Source organism: Citrobacter sp. Cb041, assembly GCF_030336655.1.
GTDB classification, from domain to species: domain Bacteria; phylum Pseudomonadota; class Gammaproteobacteria; order Enterobacterales; family Enterobacteriaceae; genus Citrobacter; species Citrobacter braakii.
Genome location: NZ_JAOWDD010000036.1, coordinates 139,933 through 156,064 on the forward strand (window position 1 = coordinate 139,933; position 16,132 = coordinate 156,064).

A 16,132-nucleotide genomic window follows, 5' to 3' on the forward strand; every position below is an offset into this window, starting at 1 on the left:
CCTCTGCGACGACGCACTGGCAGGGCTTTCTACACCCTGAAACTGGAGAATTAACATGTTAGTTTCGATGAAAGAATTACTGCAACCTACCCGTCAGCACGGTTTCGCCATCGGCGCATTCAACGTGGCGGACAGCTGCTTTGTACGTGCAGTAGTGGAAGAAGCGGAAGCAACCAATACCCCGGCGATTATCTCCATTCACCCCAGCGAACATGATTTTGTAGGCGATGCGTTTTTTAGCTACGTCCGTGATATCACTCTGCGCAGCCCGGTTCCCTTTACTCTGCATCTGGACCACGGCGCTTCGGTCGAGCATGTCCTGCGGGCGATTCAGTGTGGGTTTACCTCGGTGATGATTGATGGCTCGCTGTTGCCGTATGAAGAGAACGTGGCGCTGACCCGTGAAGTGGTCAAGCTGGCGCATGCGGTAGGCGTTTCGGTGGAAGGGGAACTGGGTACGATTGGTCAAACCGGGACGTCAGTGGAAGGCGGTGTATCGAAGGTCACTTATACCGATCCTGATCAGGCACAGGATTTTATCGCCCGTACCGGCGCGGATACGCTGGCGGTGGCGATTGGAACTGCACACGGCATCTACCCGAAAGGGATGCAGCCAGAGCTGCAAATGAACATCCTGCGTGACATCGCCGGGCGAGTGGACATTCCGCTGGTGCTGCACGGAGGTTCCGCGAACCCGGATGCGGAAATTGCCGAATCCGTTACGCTGGGCGTTGGCAAAATCAACATTTCCAGCGATATGAAATACGCTTACTTCCAGAAAGTCCGCGAAATCCTGGCGAAAGAAACCTGGTGGGACCCGAACATTATTTACCCGGAAGCCATTAGCGCCGCGCGGGATGTGATCCGTCACAAAATGAAACTGTTCGGCTCAACCGGCAAAGCGTCACTTTACTAACCGCATACAGGCGGGGTGACCCGCCTTTTTCGCAACAAGGAAAAGTGGAATGAAGCGTTCACACATTAATTATGCCGTCGATAAAGCGCATGCCATCGCCGAGACTTTTCGGGTTTGCCTGCCTGACTTTGCGTATTTTACGGCTGACGCCTGGCGGCAACAGGATCACACTCTGTGGCGTGAAGTGCTCGATCTCCAACTGGGCTGGGATATAACCGACTTTGGGCGCGGAGATTTTGCGCAAACGGGGCTGACGTTACTGACGTTGCGCAATGGTCAGTTAGGGTCAGCCAGCTACCCCAAACCGTACGCCGAAAAGATGCTGCAGATTCAGCAGGATCAGCAGACGCCATGGCATTTTCATCGCCATAAAATGGAAGATATCGTTAACCGCGGCGGCGGTGATTTATGTATGCAGTTGGCGTGGGCTACGCCTGATGACGGGTATGATGCCCGGCGTATTGTTGAGGTTAGCGTCGATGGTCAGCGGCGTTCCGTTGACGCTGGCGAGACGCTGGTATTGAAACCGGGGCAGGGGGTATGCCTGCCGCCGCGGTTGTATCATCGCTTTTGGGCGGAGAAAGCGTTCGTGCTGGGCTGGGAGATCTCGATGGTCAATGACGACCTGCATGACAATCACTTCCTTGAGCCAGGCGGTCGCTTCCCGGCGATAGAAGAGGACGAGCCGGTGAAGTGGCTGTTGTGCAGTGAATATGCGCGCTTACAGCGATAAACGGCGACCCGGCAGGCAAAGCGCCGCCGGGCCGTCAGATTTTACTGCGCAGCGGGTGGGGCGGTAACTTCACTACCGGATACCACGCCCGCCTGCATGGTTTGCGTTACCTGCTGTTTCTCCACGTTCACCGCATGCAACTTGCCGCTGACCGTTGGCTTGAGTGGCGCATCGGCTTGAATATTGCCGCTGGCGGTAAGCTGGATGTTACCGTCACCGGAAAGCGGCAGTGCGGGCCATCCCCACTGCTGCAGAATCGTCATTGGCACGCCGCGCCCGTTCAGGCTGACCTGAGTTTGACGCTGAGGCAACTGTGAAATACTGGCAGTGGCCTCCAGCAACCCTTTTTCCGTATAGGCGCTTAGTTCGCTGATATTGATGGTGCTGCTGTTCGCCGTCAGCGCCAGCGAAGGACGACGCACGTCGGTGCGGTTAAAGGTGCCGGCAGCGGCGTTGAGGTTAGCGCTCCCGCTCCAGATCCCCCACTGATTGTTCTGCACCAGCCCGAGGTTAGCACCGTAGCCGTCCAGCGCGGTGAGCTGCCATGGGAAGCTCGGGTCGATATCAATCACCAGATTACGGCTGGCGCTGAATTTCTTCAGCGTCAGGCTGGCTAGCCAGGCTGGTAGAGGTTTCATCCACAGCTGTTTCCAGTTTTCCGGCAGCGTGTACTCCAGACCGGCAATGGCGGCATCATCGAGGACCAGCGCTTTGTTGTTGCGCTGCCAGTTTCCGGATGTTCTGACCATTCCCCCTTCCCAGCGGGTGGTGAACTGACGCAGCGCTATGCCCTGCGGCGAGAACTCGGCATTCATAATCGGATCGAAAAAGTGCAGAGAGCCGTAGATAAACTCGCTGGCGTTCATCGACAGTTTTCCTTCCTGAGTTTGCCAGTCGTCCTTGCTGAAGGTCATGTTGCGCAAGCTCAGATCGAGATCCGTCACCGCCCAGTCAGGGCCTTGCAGACGGGCATCTGTTACTTCCAGACGACCAATTTGCAGGGAAGGAATAGTGCTTAACGGAGCAAAAAACTCGGCCAGCGATTTGTCGCTTTGCAGCCGAATATCGTTCAGACGTAGATTCTCCACTACCCAACTACCGTCGGCATTGCGTTGCGCCACGCCGGTTAATGCCCCACGCGCCACGTCTGCGCCAATATTGCTCAGCGTCACACGGTCGTGGTCAATACTGCCTTCAATCAATACGTTGGTCGTGGGGACGTCGTTCAGCGTCAACGAACTGGCGCTGAGCCGAATTTGCGCTTTACTCCCGAGAATTTTACCCGCCTCAGGACTCCAGGGAATGACTCCGCCGTTAACGCGCTGCGCGCTCAGGGTCCACTCGCTACCGGGACTATTAAGCGCCATATCATGCAATTGCAGGCGATCGGCCTGGAACGGCAGCGGCGCAGTTTGCTGGGAAAGATTCAGCGTGCCGTTTTGCAAAAGGATGGTGTCTACGTGCAGCGGGTCGGTGATTTGGCGGCTGCTCAGTCCAATATCGACCGTTTTGGCGACCAGCGTTGCGGGCTGACCATCCCGGCCAAAGGTGACGTTTTCCAGCAGAATATGGGAAGGAGAAGAAAACCGGTGATCGATGGCATCAAATGCCAGATGGTAGCTGCTGTTCTGCGAAACCCAGGCGCTGACGTGCTCTGCGCCCCAGCGGGTTTGCAGTAGAAAATATAAGCCGAGGATCGCCACTGCAAGGGCGATCAGCACGTAAAGAAGCAGCTTTCCAATAAATTTCATGGTCTTCCATCCCGCGAAGTGCACATAGTCAAGTTATGCACGATTTAGGCGCAATGCTCAAGGCGGGAATGGTGAAAGAGCGTTACAGCGGCGTTGATTCAGAATCAACGCCGCATTTTGCTTATTGCTTCTCTGGTGGGAACACCAGATTCAGAACGATAGCGGTAATACCGCCTGCGGCAATGCCGGAAGAGAGCAGGTTTTTCACCCAGTCCGGAGCGAACTGCAGGATCAGCGGCTGCTGGGAAACGCCGAGGCCGACGGCCAGCGACAGCGCGATAATCAGAATTGCGCGGCGGTTCAGCGGTTCGCGGGATACGATACGCACGCCGGATGCCGCGATAGTACCGAACATCACCAGCGTAGCACCGCCGAGTACTGGCTCAGGAATATGCTGTACAAAACCGCTGACCGCCGGGAACAGGCCCAACGCGATCAGCATCAGCGCAACCACAAAACCAACGTAGCGGCTGGCAACACCTGTTAACTGAATAACCCCGTTGTTTTGTCCAAAACAGGAGTTCGGGAAGGTGTTGAATACGGCTGAAACAAACGAGTTCAGACCGTTCGCCAGTACGCCGCCTTTCAGGCGTTTCATATACAGCGGACCAGAAACGGGCTGCTCGGAGACATCGGAGGTGGCCGTAATATCACCGATGGTTTCCAGCGAGGTAATCATAAACACCAGCATCAGCGGCAGCAGTAAGCTCCAGTCGATACCCAGGCCATAATACAACGGCGTTGGCACCATCAGCAGGTCCTGACTTACCGGCGCGGTATTTTGCGGCAGCATATCCATAAACCACGCCAACAGGTAACCTGCCGCCATCGCAATCACCAGTGACGCAACGCGCAGGTACGGGTTGCGCTGGCGGTTAAGCAGGATAATCAGCGCCAGCACGACGCCAGCCAGCAGTAAATTCTTTGGTGCGCCAAAGGTGTTGTCGCTCATTGCAGCATAGCCGCCGCCAATCGACGTCAGCCCCACCTGAATCAGCGACAGGCCGATAATCATCACCACCACGCCTGAGACCAGCGGGGTAATGATACGACGCGCCAGATGCAGTACGCGTGAGATAACCATCTCAGTGCAGCTTGCCAGCATCAGTGTACCGAACAGCGCCGCCATCATGGTTGGGACATCAGCACCACCGGTTTTTAGCGCTGTACCGCCCATAATCAGTGGCGCAACAAAGTTAAAGCTGGTGCCCTGAATGGATAATAGCCCTGAGCCGACCGGCCCCCAGGCTTTGATCTGAATGATAGAAGCCACGCCGGATGCGAACAGCGACATACTGATAATGTGTTGAGTATCCTGAGCCGGTAAACCGAGCGCTTGGCAAATTAACAGCGCTGGGGTGATTACCGCGACGAACATGGCCAGCAGGTGCTGACAGGCGGCAAACAGGGTCTGGGCTAGCGGGGGGCGATCTTCAAGACGGTAAATCAGTTCACTGTTGTGAGTCTGCGCAACCGGTTGCGCATTTGTTGACTCTACGGCGTTAACGGACATCAGAGGCAATCCCATGGTGGAAAAGCGGTGATTTTATCTGACCATGGCGGAAATGCAAACGTTTGCTACCAGGTGTTCTTAATATTTAAAACGGATAAACAAACATTTTTATATAACTTTTCATGATTTTCTGCTTAAAATCCACACCGAAAACTCAATAAGAGCTAAAAATCGGTCTGGAATGCATCGTGCGTGATTGTGCTAAACGCACTAATGGAGTTGTAAATGTTTTATCTCGATACGTTATCAACGCTGGTTGCGGCAACCCTTGTGTTGCTGCTGGGACGTAAGCTCGTCCAGTCTGTTTCCTTCCTGAAAAAATACACCATTCCCGAACCGGTAGCTGGCGGATTGCTGGTGGCGATTGCGCTGCTGGTGCTGAAAAAAAGCATGGGTTGGGAAGTGAACTTCGATATGACCCTGCGCGATCCGCTGATGCTGGCATTCTTCGCCACTATCGGCCTGAACGCCAATATCGCCAGCCTGCGCGCGGGTGGCCGCGTGGTGGGTATCTTTCTGATTGTGGTTGTTGGCCTGCTGCTGATGCAAAACGCCATCGGTATTGGTATGGCGACTCTGCTGGGTCTGGATCCGCTGATGGGTCTGATCGCCGGTTCGATAACCCTCTCTGGCGGGCATGGAACCGGGGCTGCATGGAGCAAACTGTTTATTGAGCGCTATGGTTTCGCTAATGCGACTGAAGTGGCGATGGCTTGCGCAACGTTTGGCCTGGTGCTGGGCGGATTGATTGGCGGCCCGGTGGCCCGCTATCTGGTCAAACACTCTACCACGCCAGACGGCATGCCGGACGATCAGGCTGTGCCTACCGCATTTGAAAAGCCAGATGTTGGACGCATAATCACTTCGCTGGTGCTGATTGAAACCATTGCGCTGATCGCTATCTGTCTGACGGTGGGTAAAATCGTTGCACAAATGTTGGTCGGAACGGTGCTGGAACTGCCGACTTTCGTCTGCGTGCTGTTTGTTGGGGTGATCCTCAGTAACGGCCTGGCGTTAATGGGTTTTTATCGGGTATTCGAGCGCGCGGTTTCGGTGTTGGGTAACGTTAGCCTGTCGCTGTTCCTGGCGATGGCGCTAATGAGTCTGAAGCTGTGGGAGCTGGCTTCTCTGGCCCTGCCGATGCTGGCAATCCTGGTTGTGCAGACCATTTTCATGGCGCTGTACGCGATATTCGTCACCTGGCGCATGATGGGTAAGAACTACGATGCCGCCGTGCTGGCAGCCGGACACTGCGGTTTTGGCCTCGGTGCGACACCCACGGCGATTGCCAACATGCAGGCAATTACAGAACGTTTTGGACCATCCCATATGGCGTTTCTGGTGGTGCCGATGGTGGGGGCGTTCTTTATCGATATCGTCAATGCGCTGGTGATTAAGCTGTATCTGCTGCTGCCGATTTTTGCGCAATAATGTCTGTGCGGCGGAGTCACATCCGCCGCTGCTATGAATCTACTATGCGTTGGAGTAGCGCTCGGTTTCCGGCATCCAGCGTTCAATCAGCGCCACAGCTTGTTGCGGGTAACGTTCGTGAATATGACGGGCAATGCGCTGAACTTCCGGGATAATCGCCTGATCGCGCAGCAAATCTGCAACTTTGAATTCTGCCGTTCCGGTCTGGCGCGTACCCAACAGCTCGCCGGGCCCGCGGATCTCCAAGTCTTTTTGCGCGATCACGAATCCGTCGTTGCTGTCTCGCAGAACCTGCAGACGTTTTTGCGCGGTTTTTGACAGCGGCGATTTGTAGAGCAGGACGCAGTGGGAGGCCACCGCGCCACGACCTACGCGACCACGTAGCTGGTGCAACTGCGCCAGGCCCAAGCGCTCCGGGTTTTCAATAATCATCAGGCTGGCGTTAGGTACGTCTACGCCCACTTCAATCACCGTGGTGGCAACCAGCAGCTGCAATTCGCCCTGCTTAAACGCCGCCATTACCGACTGCTTCTCTGCGGGCTTCATACGGCCGTGTACCAGGCCAATATTCAGCTCTGGCAGCACCAGTTTAAGCTCTTCCCACGTGGCTTCAGCGGCCTGAGCTTCTAACAAATCAGACTCCTCAATCAGCGTACAGACCCAGTACGCCTGACGCCCTTCATGGGTACAAGCGTTGCGCACGCGGTCAATAATATCGCTGCGGCGGGTATCCGGAATCGCCACCGTGGTGACCGGTGTACGCCCCGGAGGGAGTTCGTCAATGACCGATGTGTCGAGATCGGCATAGGCGGTCATCGCCAGCGTGCGCGGGATTGGGGTGGCGGTCATGATTAGCTGGTGTGGATGGAAACCCTGCTGCTGACCTTTCTCCCACAGCGCCAGGCGCTGATGTACGCCAAAACGGTGCTGTTCGTCGATGATAACCAGTGCCAGTCCGTTGAACTGCACCTGTTCCTGGAAAATTGCGTGCGTGCCGACAATCATCTGCACCTCACCGCTGGCGATAGCTTCCTGCTGTGCCAGGCGCGCTTTGCCTTTCTGTTTACCTGCCAGCCAGCCAACTTCAATGCCCAGTGGCGCGAACCAGTTGCGGAAGTTATTGGCGTGCTGTTCAGCCAATAGTTCGGTGGGGGCCATCAGCGCAACTTGCTTACCATGTGCGATGGCACGTAGGGCGGCCAGCGCCGCAACCAGCGTTTTACCTGAGCCGACATCGCCCTGTACCAGACGCATCATGGGGACATCCAGTGCCATATCGCGTTCGATCTCAGCGGTAACGCGGGCCTGGGCGCCGGTGGGTCTAAACGGTAGAGCCGCCAGCAGCTTATCTTTCAGCGCGTTGTTTGCGAGCAGCGGCTGGGCGTGGAAATGTTGCGCCCCGGCGCGTAGTGCCAGCATGCTGAGGTTATGCGCCAGCAATTCTTCCAGTATCAGACGTCGCTGTGCTGGATGCTGACCGGTTTCCAGATCGCTCAACTGCAGTGACGGCGGTGGACGGTGCAATGTGCGCAGAGCTTCCGGCAGGCTCATCATGCCCTGCAACAGCTCTGGCGGCAGCAGTTCGGCAATGGCGCAGGTATCGAGCAGGTCCAGCGCTTGATCGGTCAGTTTGCGCAGCGTGGCCTGCTTCACGCCTTCGGTGGTTGGATACACCGGTGTGAGCGTTTCCTGCAATTCCGGCGTGCTGAGATCGCCCTGCACGCGATACTCCGGGTGGATCATCTCTGCGCCGTATTTTCCGCGTTTGGCTTCGCCATAGGCCAGCACCCGGCGACCGGTGGCGAGACTGTTTTTCATTGCGGCGCTGAAGTTGAAAAAGCGCATGGTGAGAATGCCGGAGCCATCACTGATCTGACAGGTCATCATCCGGCGTCCGCCGAAGGTGATATTGCAGTTCAGCACTTCGCCTTCTACGGTGGCGTAAACGCCCGGCAGCAGTTCGCCAATCGGGTACAGGTGCGTGCGGTCTTCGTAACGCAGAGGGAGGTGGAGCAGAAGGTCCTGCACGGTGTGCAGGCCAATTTTCGCCAGTTTACTGCTTTGCGCTGCGCCAACGCCGGTCAGAGAATTGAGTGGGATGGCATCCAGTAAACGGCCTTTCATCGCGTTTATCTCGCAGATTGCATAGTGGCCCACCACGTTGCATCGGCTTCAATTTCGCCCTGCGTGTTTACGTGGGGGTAGGGAAGACCTTTGCGCTTAGCGACATTCGCCAGCACCGGATAACCGCCTTCAAACAGCAAACGCTGCTGCTCATCTTGCGCCAGCATGCTGTTTTCTCGTCGGTACATGCCGGCGTTTTGCCGCTGGCGCTGTGCTTCGTACAGAATCAGCGCGGAGGCGACCGAAACGTTCAGCGATTGCACCATGCCAGTCATGGGAATGATGATGTCCTGATCCGCCAGATCCAACGCTTCCTGAGTGATGCCGGTTTTCTCCTGGCCCATCAGGATGCAGGTGGGGCGCGTGTAATCAATCTCGCGAAAATCCACGGCTTTATCTGACAGATGTGTTGCCAGAACCTGCATACCCTGGCTTTTTAAATGTGTGACCGCATCGCCAATAGTGCGGTGAGTCTTCACCTGTACCCAACTGTTGCTGCCTGCGGCAGAAGAGGCCATGGTGCGCATACGGCTACCAGGCCAGACGGCGTGGACTTCATGCACGCCGACCGCGTCTGCAGTACGAATGATTGCAGAAACGTTATGAGGTTTGTGGACCTGCTCCATGCAGACGGTCAGATCGGGCTGACGACGTGCGAGCATCTCGCAAATACGTGCATAACGTTGAGTATTCATAAAACGTGTTCTAGTTACGGTTACGGGTGACTTTTATCACGTCCGGCATGACGCGGATTTTGCGCATGATATTCGCCAGGTGCACGCGATCGCGAGCGGTCAGGCGAATAAAGGCGCTATAGACGCGGCCATCTTTCTCTTCCGTATTCAGACTTTGAATGTTGGAGGTAGTCGTGTTGATTGCCGCCGTCAGGTTCGCCAGAGCACCCTGGTGGTTAAACATATCCACCTTAATCTCGGTGATGAACTCCTGCTCTGTCTCTTTATCCCATTCCACCGCCATAAACTTCTCTGGCTCTTTTTGATAGCCACGAATGTTACGGCAGGATTCATGGTGAATCACCAGACCTTTACCCGGACTGACGTGGGCAATGATTGGATCGCCAGGAATCGGACGACAGCATTTCGCGAAGGTGATCAGCACGCCATCTGCGCCTTTGATCGGCAGATGACCGTGGCCTGATTGCGCTGGCACGTTTGCCGTTGCTTCGCCCTGCTGGAGGTTTTTCGCTACCACCACGCTCATGGCGTTACCCAGACCGATTTCCGCGAGCAGATCGTCAAGCGTGGCGAGCTTCATGCGCTCAAGCTCACGCTGGATGCTCTCTGGCGGGATCTCAGCCAGTTTACGGCTACCGCCTAAGGCATGGTTGAGCAGTCGACGACCCAGACTGACGGAATCATCGCGCTTGAGGTTTTTCAGCAGTTGGCGAATTTTGGCGCGCGCTTTCGAACTGACGACGAAGTTGAGCCACGCTGCATTCGGACGGGCGCCCGGAGCGGTAATAATCTCAACGGTCTGGCCGCTAAAGAGCGGCTGCGAAAGCGGGTAAGGTTGTCTGTCGACGCGTGCGCCGACGCAGGCGTGACCGATATCGGTATGCACGGCGTAGGCGAAGTCGACAGGCGTTGCACCGGCAGGCAGTTCGACAATGCGCCCTTCCGGTGTGAAAACATAAATCTCATCCGGGAAGAGATCAGATTTGACGCTTTCAATAAATTCAAACGAGCTACCGGCGCTCTGCTGCAGTTCCAGCAGGCTTTGCATCCAGCGTTGAGCGCGGATTTGTGCGGTGGTGCTGCTTTCGCCGCCGTGCTCTTTGTAAGCCCAGTGCGCTGCTACACCCATCTCTGCCATCTGGTCCATGTCTTCGGTACGAATCTGTACTTCAACCGGGACGCCGTGAGGGCCGATCATTGAGGTGTGCAAAGACTGATATCCGTTCGCTTTCGGAATGGCGATATAGTCTTTCACGCGACCAGGACGAGGTTTGTACAGGCTGTGCATCTGGCCGAGTACGCGATAACAGGTATCGGAATCATGAACGATAACGCGAAAAGCGTAGATATCCATGATGGAGTGAAAACGCTGCTCTTTGAGCACCATTTTGCAGTAAATAGAGTACAGGTGCTTCTCGCGGCCACTTACGCGACACGGAATACCTGCCTCTTGCAAACGCCCTTCGATTTCCGAGAGGATTTTTTGGATCATCTCTTTGCGGTTGCCACGAGCGGCTTTAACCACTTCTTTAATCACGCGATAGCGGTTCGGGTACAGCGCTTCAAAACCCAGCTCTTCCAGCTCGGTTTTAATGTGATGAATACCTAAACGGTGTGCCAGCGGACTATAGATTTCGAGGGTTTCACGGGCGATGCGGCGACGCTTGTCCGGGCGTAATGAGCCCAGTGTGCGCATGTTGTGGGTACGGTCAGCGAGTTTGATGAGAATGACGCGGATATCCTGCACCATCGCCATAATCATCTTGCGAAAGTTTTCAGCTTGCGCCTCTTTCTTATCGCGAAACTTAAGCTTATCAAGTTTCGACACCCCTTCTACCAGTTCAGCAACGCTTTTACCAAAAAGCTGTTCCATGTCCTGGTAGGTGGCAGGGGTATCTTCAATCACGTCATGCAGCAGCGCAGCCATCAGCGTTTCATAGTCGAGTTTCATCTCGGCCAGAATGCAGGCTACCGCTACCGGGTGCGTGATATAGGGTTCACCGCTTGAACGTGTCTGGCCCTCGTGAGCGTCACGTGCAACGAGATACGCCTGCCGAAGACGCTTAATCTGGTCTTCCGGCAGGTAGTTTTGAATCAGTTGATTCAGGCTTTCAAACAGATACAAGGGCGACCCGCTTTGTGATTAACGACGACCTTCAGCAATAGCGGTAACGGCTTGTAATTCAGCGGCTTCCTGCTCTTGCTGTTCCTGGCGCTCACGCACGTCGAGGATCTGGTTGTTGATCAGACCTTCTTCGATTTCGCGCAGCGCGATAACGGTAGTTTTATCGTTTTCTTCCGGTACGAGCGGATCCTTTCCGCCTACCTGCATCTGACGAGCGCGACGCGCGGCGACCAGTACCAGGTCAAAACGGTTACCAATTTTCTCTACAGCGTCCTGAACAGTTACGCGTGCCATACTTAAAATGCTCCACAGGTGAAGAAATGACTGGGCATGATACTGAATGTGGGTTCAGTCTGCCAACAGTTTGCTGATTAAAGCGTCATGACGCTGCTTTTGGCGGCTCATGCGCAGACGTTCGGCGCGAATGATAGTTTTCAAATCGCCCAGGGCGGTATCGAAATCATCATTCACAATAAGATAATCATATTCGGCGTAATGGCTCATTTCTGCAACAGCTTGCGCCATACGTTTTGCGATCACGTCTTCGCTATCCTGACCGCGGCCACGAAGACGGCGATCCAGCTCAATCTTAGATGGCGGCAAAATAAAAATACTGCGCGCATGCGGCATTTTTTGACGAATTTGCTGCGCACCTTGCCAGTCGATATCTAAAAAGACGTCTACGCCGGATGCTAATACTTGCTCAATGGTCTCACGCGAGGTGCCGTAGTAATTACCGAAAACCTCAGCGTGTTCCAGGAACGCGTCTCTGCCAATCATGGTTCTGAATTCGTCATGGTTCACAAAAAAATAGTGTTCACCGTGCACTTCCCCCGGGCGCGGTGCGCGCGTGGTGTGCGAAACAGAAACCTGGGTGTCATACAACGGTTGGGTCTTTAATAAAGCCTGAATCAGGCTGGATTTACCCGCGCCACTGGGGGCAGAAACAATATAAAGCGTGCCTTGAGCCATGAGTATCTTAATGTATGTGATTGTCGAAAGAGAGCCTACATACGGGCTTATTATACACGTAGCCGCTATGTGACGTAGCCCTTGTCACACTTTTTGCGCATGTTTATTGCGCTTTGCGTACCAGTTTCCTGTTTTATCCGCGATTTGCAGCAATTCGTGCAAATGTCAGGAACGTTGCTCGCAGGATGATTTTTTGCCTCTCTGTTTCCATTTCAATTCGCGTTATACCTGCCGGGAAACGTACTGTTCAGCGGAGATAGCATGGGATTATGGAAATGCATAGGGCTGGTTTTGCTAATGTGGTATCAACCCTCATGGGCGGTATGCCCCGTCTGGTCGCCTGCCAGGGCACAAGAGGAAATTTCACGACTACAGCAGCAGATAACACAGTGGAATGACAGTTACTGGAAACAAGGGGAAAGTGTCGTAGACGACGCCGTTTATGACCAGCTCAATGCGCAGCTCATCCAGTGGCAGCGCTGTTTTAGCGATGAAGCCCCACCAGATCTATCTGCGCCCCCAATAAGTGGAACCGTCTCGCACACCGTTCCCCACACGGGAGTTCGAAAACTTGCCGATAAGCAAGCGCTACAACAATGGATGCATGCTCGTAGCGATCTCTGGGTGCAGCCGAAGGTGGATGGCGTGGCGGTCACGCTGGTCTATCGCAATGGCAATCTGATACGGGCGATTAGCCGTGGTAACGGTCTGAAAGGCGAAGACTGGACGCAAAAGGTTCTTCAGATCCCCTCCGTTCCACGTACTACCAGCGGGCAGCTCTCTAACAGTACGTTGCAGGGGGAGATATTTTTGCAGCAACAAGGGCATATTCAGCAGCAGAGAGGGGGAATGAACGCCCGCTCAAAGGTTGCTGGAATGATGATGCGCCAGAGCAACCCGGAAATGTTACGTTCGCTGGCTATTTTTATCTGGGCCTGGCCTGATGGTCCAGTTGCCATGTCGGAAAGACTTGAGCAACTCACTGCTGCCGGGTTCAGTTTCACGCAACGATATACTCAGGCCGTGAAGAGTGTGGATGACGTCGAGCAGGCGCGTGCCAGGTGGTGGACTTCAGCGTTACCTTTTGTGACGGATGGTGTGGTGGTGCGAACGGGAAAAGAACCGCGGGCGCAATACTGGCTACCCGGACAGGGAGACTGGCTGGCAGCGTGGAAATATCCTCCCGTGGCCAGGGTATCTGAGGTGACGGGTATTCAGTTTTCCGTTGGCAAAAGCGGGAAAATTGCGGTGGTTGCATTGCTGGTCCCCGTCATGCTGGATGATAAGCGGGTGCAGCGCGTCAATATTGGCTCAGTCCGGCGCTGGAATGAATGGGATATTGCGCCTGGCGATCAGATTCTGATAAGTCTGGCCGGACAGGGGATCCCCCGTATAGATGAGGTGGTCTGGCGCAGCATCCAGCGTAATAAGCCAGCACCACCTGAGGGGCGCTTCAATTCACTAACTTGTTTTTATGCCACAGCGGAGTGTCAGGAACAGTTTGTTGCCAGGCTCGTCTGGCTGGGGGCCAAAGATGTGTTAGGGCTGGAGGGTATGGGCGAGGCGGGATGGCGGGAGCTACATCAGACGTATCGCTTTGAACATATCTTTTCCTGGCTTGGATTAACGCAGGAGCAGCTACAGTCCACATTTGGCGTGAACAAAGGGGGGAAGCTGTGGCATCAGTTCAATCTGTCACGCCATCTTCCATTTACGCGCTGGGTGATTGCCATGGGAATACCGTTAACACAGGCAACGTTGAATGCCAGTCGGGATGGTTCGTGGCAGCAGTTACGGGAGCGCAGTGAACAAAGCTGGCGGCAGCTTCCTTTCATGGGGGAGCGACGGGCACGACAGGTTATTCAATGGCTGGAGGATAAAGAGATCATAGCGCTGAGCAACTGGTTAGCTGCTCAGCGGATCACGGGCTTTATGCCTTAATGGCCTTCATGGCGATAGTAAAATACCGGCAGCCCCAACTTCAGGCGCAGGGCCAGTAATCGGGCGGTAAAGCCGAAGAGCAGGGTAGAGATCACCACCACATCGTGGCTGGAGACATAATGTTGCAGCACGATATACAGCACAGCAGCGGCAAATGAAACGCCGGCATACAGTTCTTTCTGGAATACTAACGGGATGCGTTTGCAGAACATGTCACGTAATACACCACCAAAGACCCCGGTAGTGACCGCAGCGACCACGGCAATAATCGGTCCATGACCCATATCCAGCGCCACCTGGGCACCAATAATAGAAAAGACCACCAGGCCCAGCGCATCCAGGACGAGGAATATTTTACGCAGATAGGGCATGACGGGGGCAATAATGGTGGTGAGTACCGCAGCGGTCGCCACGATAATGACGTATTCAGGGTGCTTTACCCAGCCGAGCGGATAGTGGCCGAGAAGAATGTCGCGTACCGAGCCGCCGCCAATGGCCGTCGCGGTGGCAATGATAATGACGCCAAATGTATCCATACGACGACGCCCAGCCGCAAGCGCACCGGTCATGGCTTCGGCAGTAATACCAATTAAATATAAAACGTGTAACAGCATGTATTCCCCCTGATTTGCTGGGGCTAAGGTTAACGATTTGTGCGCATTGTCACGATTGAGATTTTCTAAGGTGAAGCAATTTTAATAACTACAGCTAATGTGATTTTGCTGTAAATGCGTTATGGCATGCGCTTTACTTTATGAATGGTGACAATAAATGATGAGAAAATATAATTCGAACTGGATGGGTCACAACCGAAGTGTTGGGAAAAACACGTAGCCCCGTCGTTTATGGGTGGGCTACGTATCATATTTCACCCAAACTATCACCCTCGACCACTGGACAAATTGACACTCCGGTTCGTATTTCAGTCATACCTTGAATGTTGCAGCGAGAGATTAGTAGGTGTGGTATGTGCTTTGGTGCGCTGCAAAAATGATATTTCTTAGAACCACTTCACTCCAGATGTCATTGGGGAAGTTATTCTGAGTAAAGTCTGATATTCAGCGGCTTCTATTCTGAAAAATGACTTCCTCAGCTATCGCTTCTATGTGGATGGGTGCATTTACAGCAAAATCTTCCGCATTTAGTGCGTTGGAGTGCCAGGTATGAGCGTAAGAGAAGAAATTCAGGATGGCAGAGAGGCTGGAAATTTAAGAAGCGGGATAATATACACCGAAGTTTTGGGTTGGATAGATATGGGACATGCCCGAGGAGATTATGTCAGAAAGTTACTCTCGGATATGCACCAAGGCGAGCATTCATGAGAACAGTGATACCTTACGGCGATTTTAGTTCTGGTAACGTTAAAATAGTTTCCAGAGATGGAACGGTCGTTAACTCGTAAAACAGGGAAACATATGAAACAGGCAGTCATAATAGTGCTGATGGTAATAGCTATATGCAGCTCTTATTTCTGGCCTAATATTAAAATGAGACTTGCAGGTAACGCACAATATACAGAGTTTAATAAAGCCAAATATGATTTTTACACTCCCCAAGTTTTAAAAAAAATGCCGAGAATATCCCAAGTGTATGACTTTAATTATACGAATATTTCTGGTCCTAAGGCTGATGTATGGAGTGTGACGTTCCATGATACCAGGGATACGGGGAGGATTAGTAAATATCTCTCAATGGCGGGCTATGAAAAACAGGTAAAATGCGATGTTGAGGCAGAGTGCTGGCGTCTCAGGGGATCCGATGAAGTACTGACAGTCGTGAATATGAACAGCAGTAATGCTGTTCGGGTTGATATTCTGAAGAGTATTTATAACGACAAATATATGCCAGATAAATAAGTATTCAATTTTATATCAATCAGCACTTACTGGCGGTACGGATAGCCTGCATTGAGCAGGCTATCTAGTACGTTA

Annotated in this window: 13 protein-coding genes; 5 read left to right on the forward strand and 8 right to left on the reverse strand. The window is 53.7% G+C overall.

The features are described from left to right. The first annotated feature begins 55 nt into the window (after nt 1-55). Nucleotides 56-916 (forward strand): ketose-bisphosphate aldolase, encoded by an 861-nt coding sequence (locus OGV52_RS09385; protein ID WP_153689895.1) that lies wholly within the window; start codon nt 56-58, stop codon nt 914-916. 49 nt (nt 917-965) lie between these two features. Next, nucleotides 966-1,649 carry a D-lyxose/D-mannose family sugar isomerase gene (locus OGV52_RS09390; protein ID WP_016155011.1) on the forward strand — a complete coding sequence of 228 codons (684 nt, stop codon included), beginning with the start codon at nt 966-968 and terminating at the stop codon, nt 1,647-1,649. 41 nt (nt 1,650-1,690) lie between these two features. On the opposite strand, the gene OGV52_RS09395 is transcribed toward OGV52_RS09390, so the two are convergent. Together OGV52_RS09395 and xanP are read right to left on the reverse strand one after the other, a co-directional pair. Beyond that, nucleotides 1,691-3,400 carry an AsmA family protein gene (locus OGV52_RS09395; protein WP_287108410.1) on the reverse strand — a complete coding sequence of 570 codons (1,710 nt, stop codon included), beginning with the start codon at nt 3,398-3,400 and terminating at the stop codon, nt 1,691-1,693. Nucleotides 3,401-3,521: 121 nt separating this feature from the next. Beyond that, nucleotides 3,522-4,913, reverse strand: coding sequence for a xanthine/proton symporter XanP (gene xanP / locus OGV52_RS09400; RefSeq protein ID WP_003024026.1), 1,392 nt, complete (start codon nt 4,911-4,913; stop codon nt 3,522-3,524). A gap of 225 nt (nt 4,914-5,138) precedes the next feature. Here xanP and gltS point away from each other — a divergent pair, with 225 nt between their 5' ends. After that, nucleotides 5,139-6,344, forward strand: coding sequence for a sodium/glutamate symporter (gltS, locus tag OGV52_RS09405; protein WP_016155009.1), 1,206 nt, complete (start codon nt 5,139-5,141; stop codon nt 6,342-6,344). 42 nt (nt 6,345-6,386) lie between these two features. On the opposite strand, the gene recG is transcribed toward gltS, so the two are convergent. From recG to gmk, 5 genes are read right to left on the reverse strand one after another with little or no spacing between them, the layout of a single operon-like run. Beyond that, entirely contained in the window at nt 6,387-8,468 is a 2,082-nt protein-coding gene (gene recG, locus OGV52_RS09410) for an ATP-dependent DNA helicase RecG (RefSeq protein ID WP_287108412.1), read from the reverse strand. Nucleotides 8,469-8,473: 5 nt separating this feature from the next. Next, complete coding sequence (gene trmH / locus OGV52_RS09415; RefSeq protein ID WP_016155007.1) at nt 8,474-9,163, reverse strand: tRNA (guanosine(18)-2'-O)-methyltransferase TrmH; 690 nt, start codon at nt 9,161-9,163, stop codon at nt 8,474-8,476. A gap of 10 nt (nt 9,164-9,173) precedes the next feature. Further along, nucleotides 9,174-11,288, reverse strand: a complete 2,115-nt coding sequence (gene spoT / locus OGV52_RS09420; protein ID WP_003024038.1) for a bifunctional GTP diphosphokinase/guanosine-3',5'-bis pyrophosphate 3'-pyrophosphohydrolase — start codon at nt 11,286-11,288, stop codon at nt 9,174-9,176. A gap of 18 nt (nt 11,289-11,306) precedes the next feature. Continuing rightward, complete coding sequence (rpoZ, locus tag OGV52_RS09425) at nt 11,307-11,582, reverse strand: DNA-directed RNA polymerase subunit omega (protein ID WP_000135058.1); 276 nt, start codon at nt 11,580-11,582, stop codon at nt 11,307-11,309. A gap of 54 nt (nt 11,583-11,636) precedes the next feature. Next, nucleotides 11,637-12,260, reverse strand: coding sequence for a guanylate kinase (gmk, locus tag OGV52_RS09430; RefSeq protein WP_019078035.1), 624 nt, complete (start codon nt 12,258-12,260; stop codon nt 11,637-11,639). Nucleotides 12,261-12,521: 261 nt separating this feature from the next. On the opposite strand from gmk, the gene ligB reads away from it, so the two are divergent. Then, nucleotides 12,522-14,201 (forward strand): NAD-dependent DNA ligase LigB, encoded by a 1,680-nt coding sequence (gene ligB, locus OGV52_RS09435; protein WP_287108413.1) that lies wholly within the window; start codon nt 12,522-12,524, stop codon nt 14,199-14,201. Here the strand turns inward: ligB and OGV52_RS09440 are convergent. Beyond that, a complete protein-coding gene (locus OGV52_RS09440; RefSeq protein ID WP_003024049.1) occupies nt 14,198-14,815 on the reverse strand; it encodes a trimeric intracellular cation channel family protein in 618 nt (205 codons plus the stop codon). The two genes, ligB and OGV52_RS09440, sit on opposite strands and share 4 nt — an antisense overlap. 801 nt (nt 14,816-15,616) lie before the next feature. Here OGV52_RS09440 and OGV52_RS09445 point away from each other — a divergent pair. Continuing rightward, nucleotides 15,617-16,057, forward strand: coding sequence for a hypothetical protein (locus OGV52_RS09445; protein ID WP_103767018.1), 441 nt, complete (start codon nt 15,617-15,619; stop codon nt 16,055-16,057). Nucleotides 16,058-16,132 lie beyond the last annotated feature (75 nt).

Bases quoted from the DNA above. Each gene is read 5' to 3' on its own strand.
- OGV52_RS09385 (WP_153689895.1), top strand. From the start codon at position 56: ATGTTAGTTTCGATGAAAGAATTACTGCAACCTACCCGTCAGCACGGT.
- OGV52_RS09390 (WP_016155011.1), top strand. From the start codon at position 966: ATGAAGCGTTCACACATTAATTATGCCGTCGATAAAGCGCATGCCATC.
- OGV52_RS09395 (WP_287108410.1), bottom strand. From the start codon at position 3,400: ATGAAATTTATTGGAAAGCTGCTTCTTTACGTGCTGATCGCCCTTGCA.
- xanP (WP_003024026.1), bottom strand. From the start codon at position 4,913: ATGTCCGTTAACGCCGTAGAGTCAACAAATGCGCAACCGGTTGCGCAG.
- gltS (WP_016155009.1), top strand. From the start codon at position 5,139: ATGTTTTATCTCGATACGTTATCAACGCTGGTTGCGGCAACCCTTGTG.
- recG (WP_287108412.1), bottom strand. From the start codon at position 8,468: ATGAAAGGCCGTTTACTGGATGCCATCCCACTCAATTCTCTGACCGGC.
- trmH (WP_016155007.1), bottom strand. From the start codon at position 9,163: ATGAATACTCAACGTTATGCACGTATTTGCGAGATGCTCGCACGTCGT.
- rpoZ (WP_000135058.1), bottom strand. From the start codon at position 11,582: ATGGCACGCGTAACTGTTCAGGACGCTGTAGAGAAAATTGGTAACCGT.
- gmk (WP_019078035.1), bottom strand. From the start codon at position 12,260: ATGGCTCAAGGCACGCTTTATATTGTTTCTGCCCCCAGTGGCGCGGGT.
- ligB (WP_287108413.1), top strand. From the start codon at position 12,522: ATGGGATTATGGAAATGCATAGGGCTGGTTTTGCTAATGTGGTATCAA.
- OGV52_RS09440 (WP_003024049.1), bottom strand. From the start codon at position 14,815: ATGCTGTTACACGTTTTATATTTAATTGGTATTACTGCCGAAGCCATG.
- OGV52_RS09445 (WP_103767018.1), top strand. From the start codon at position 15,617: ATGAAACAGGCAGTCATAATAGTGCTGATGGTAATAGCTATATGCAGC.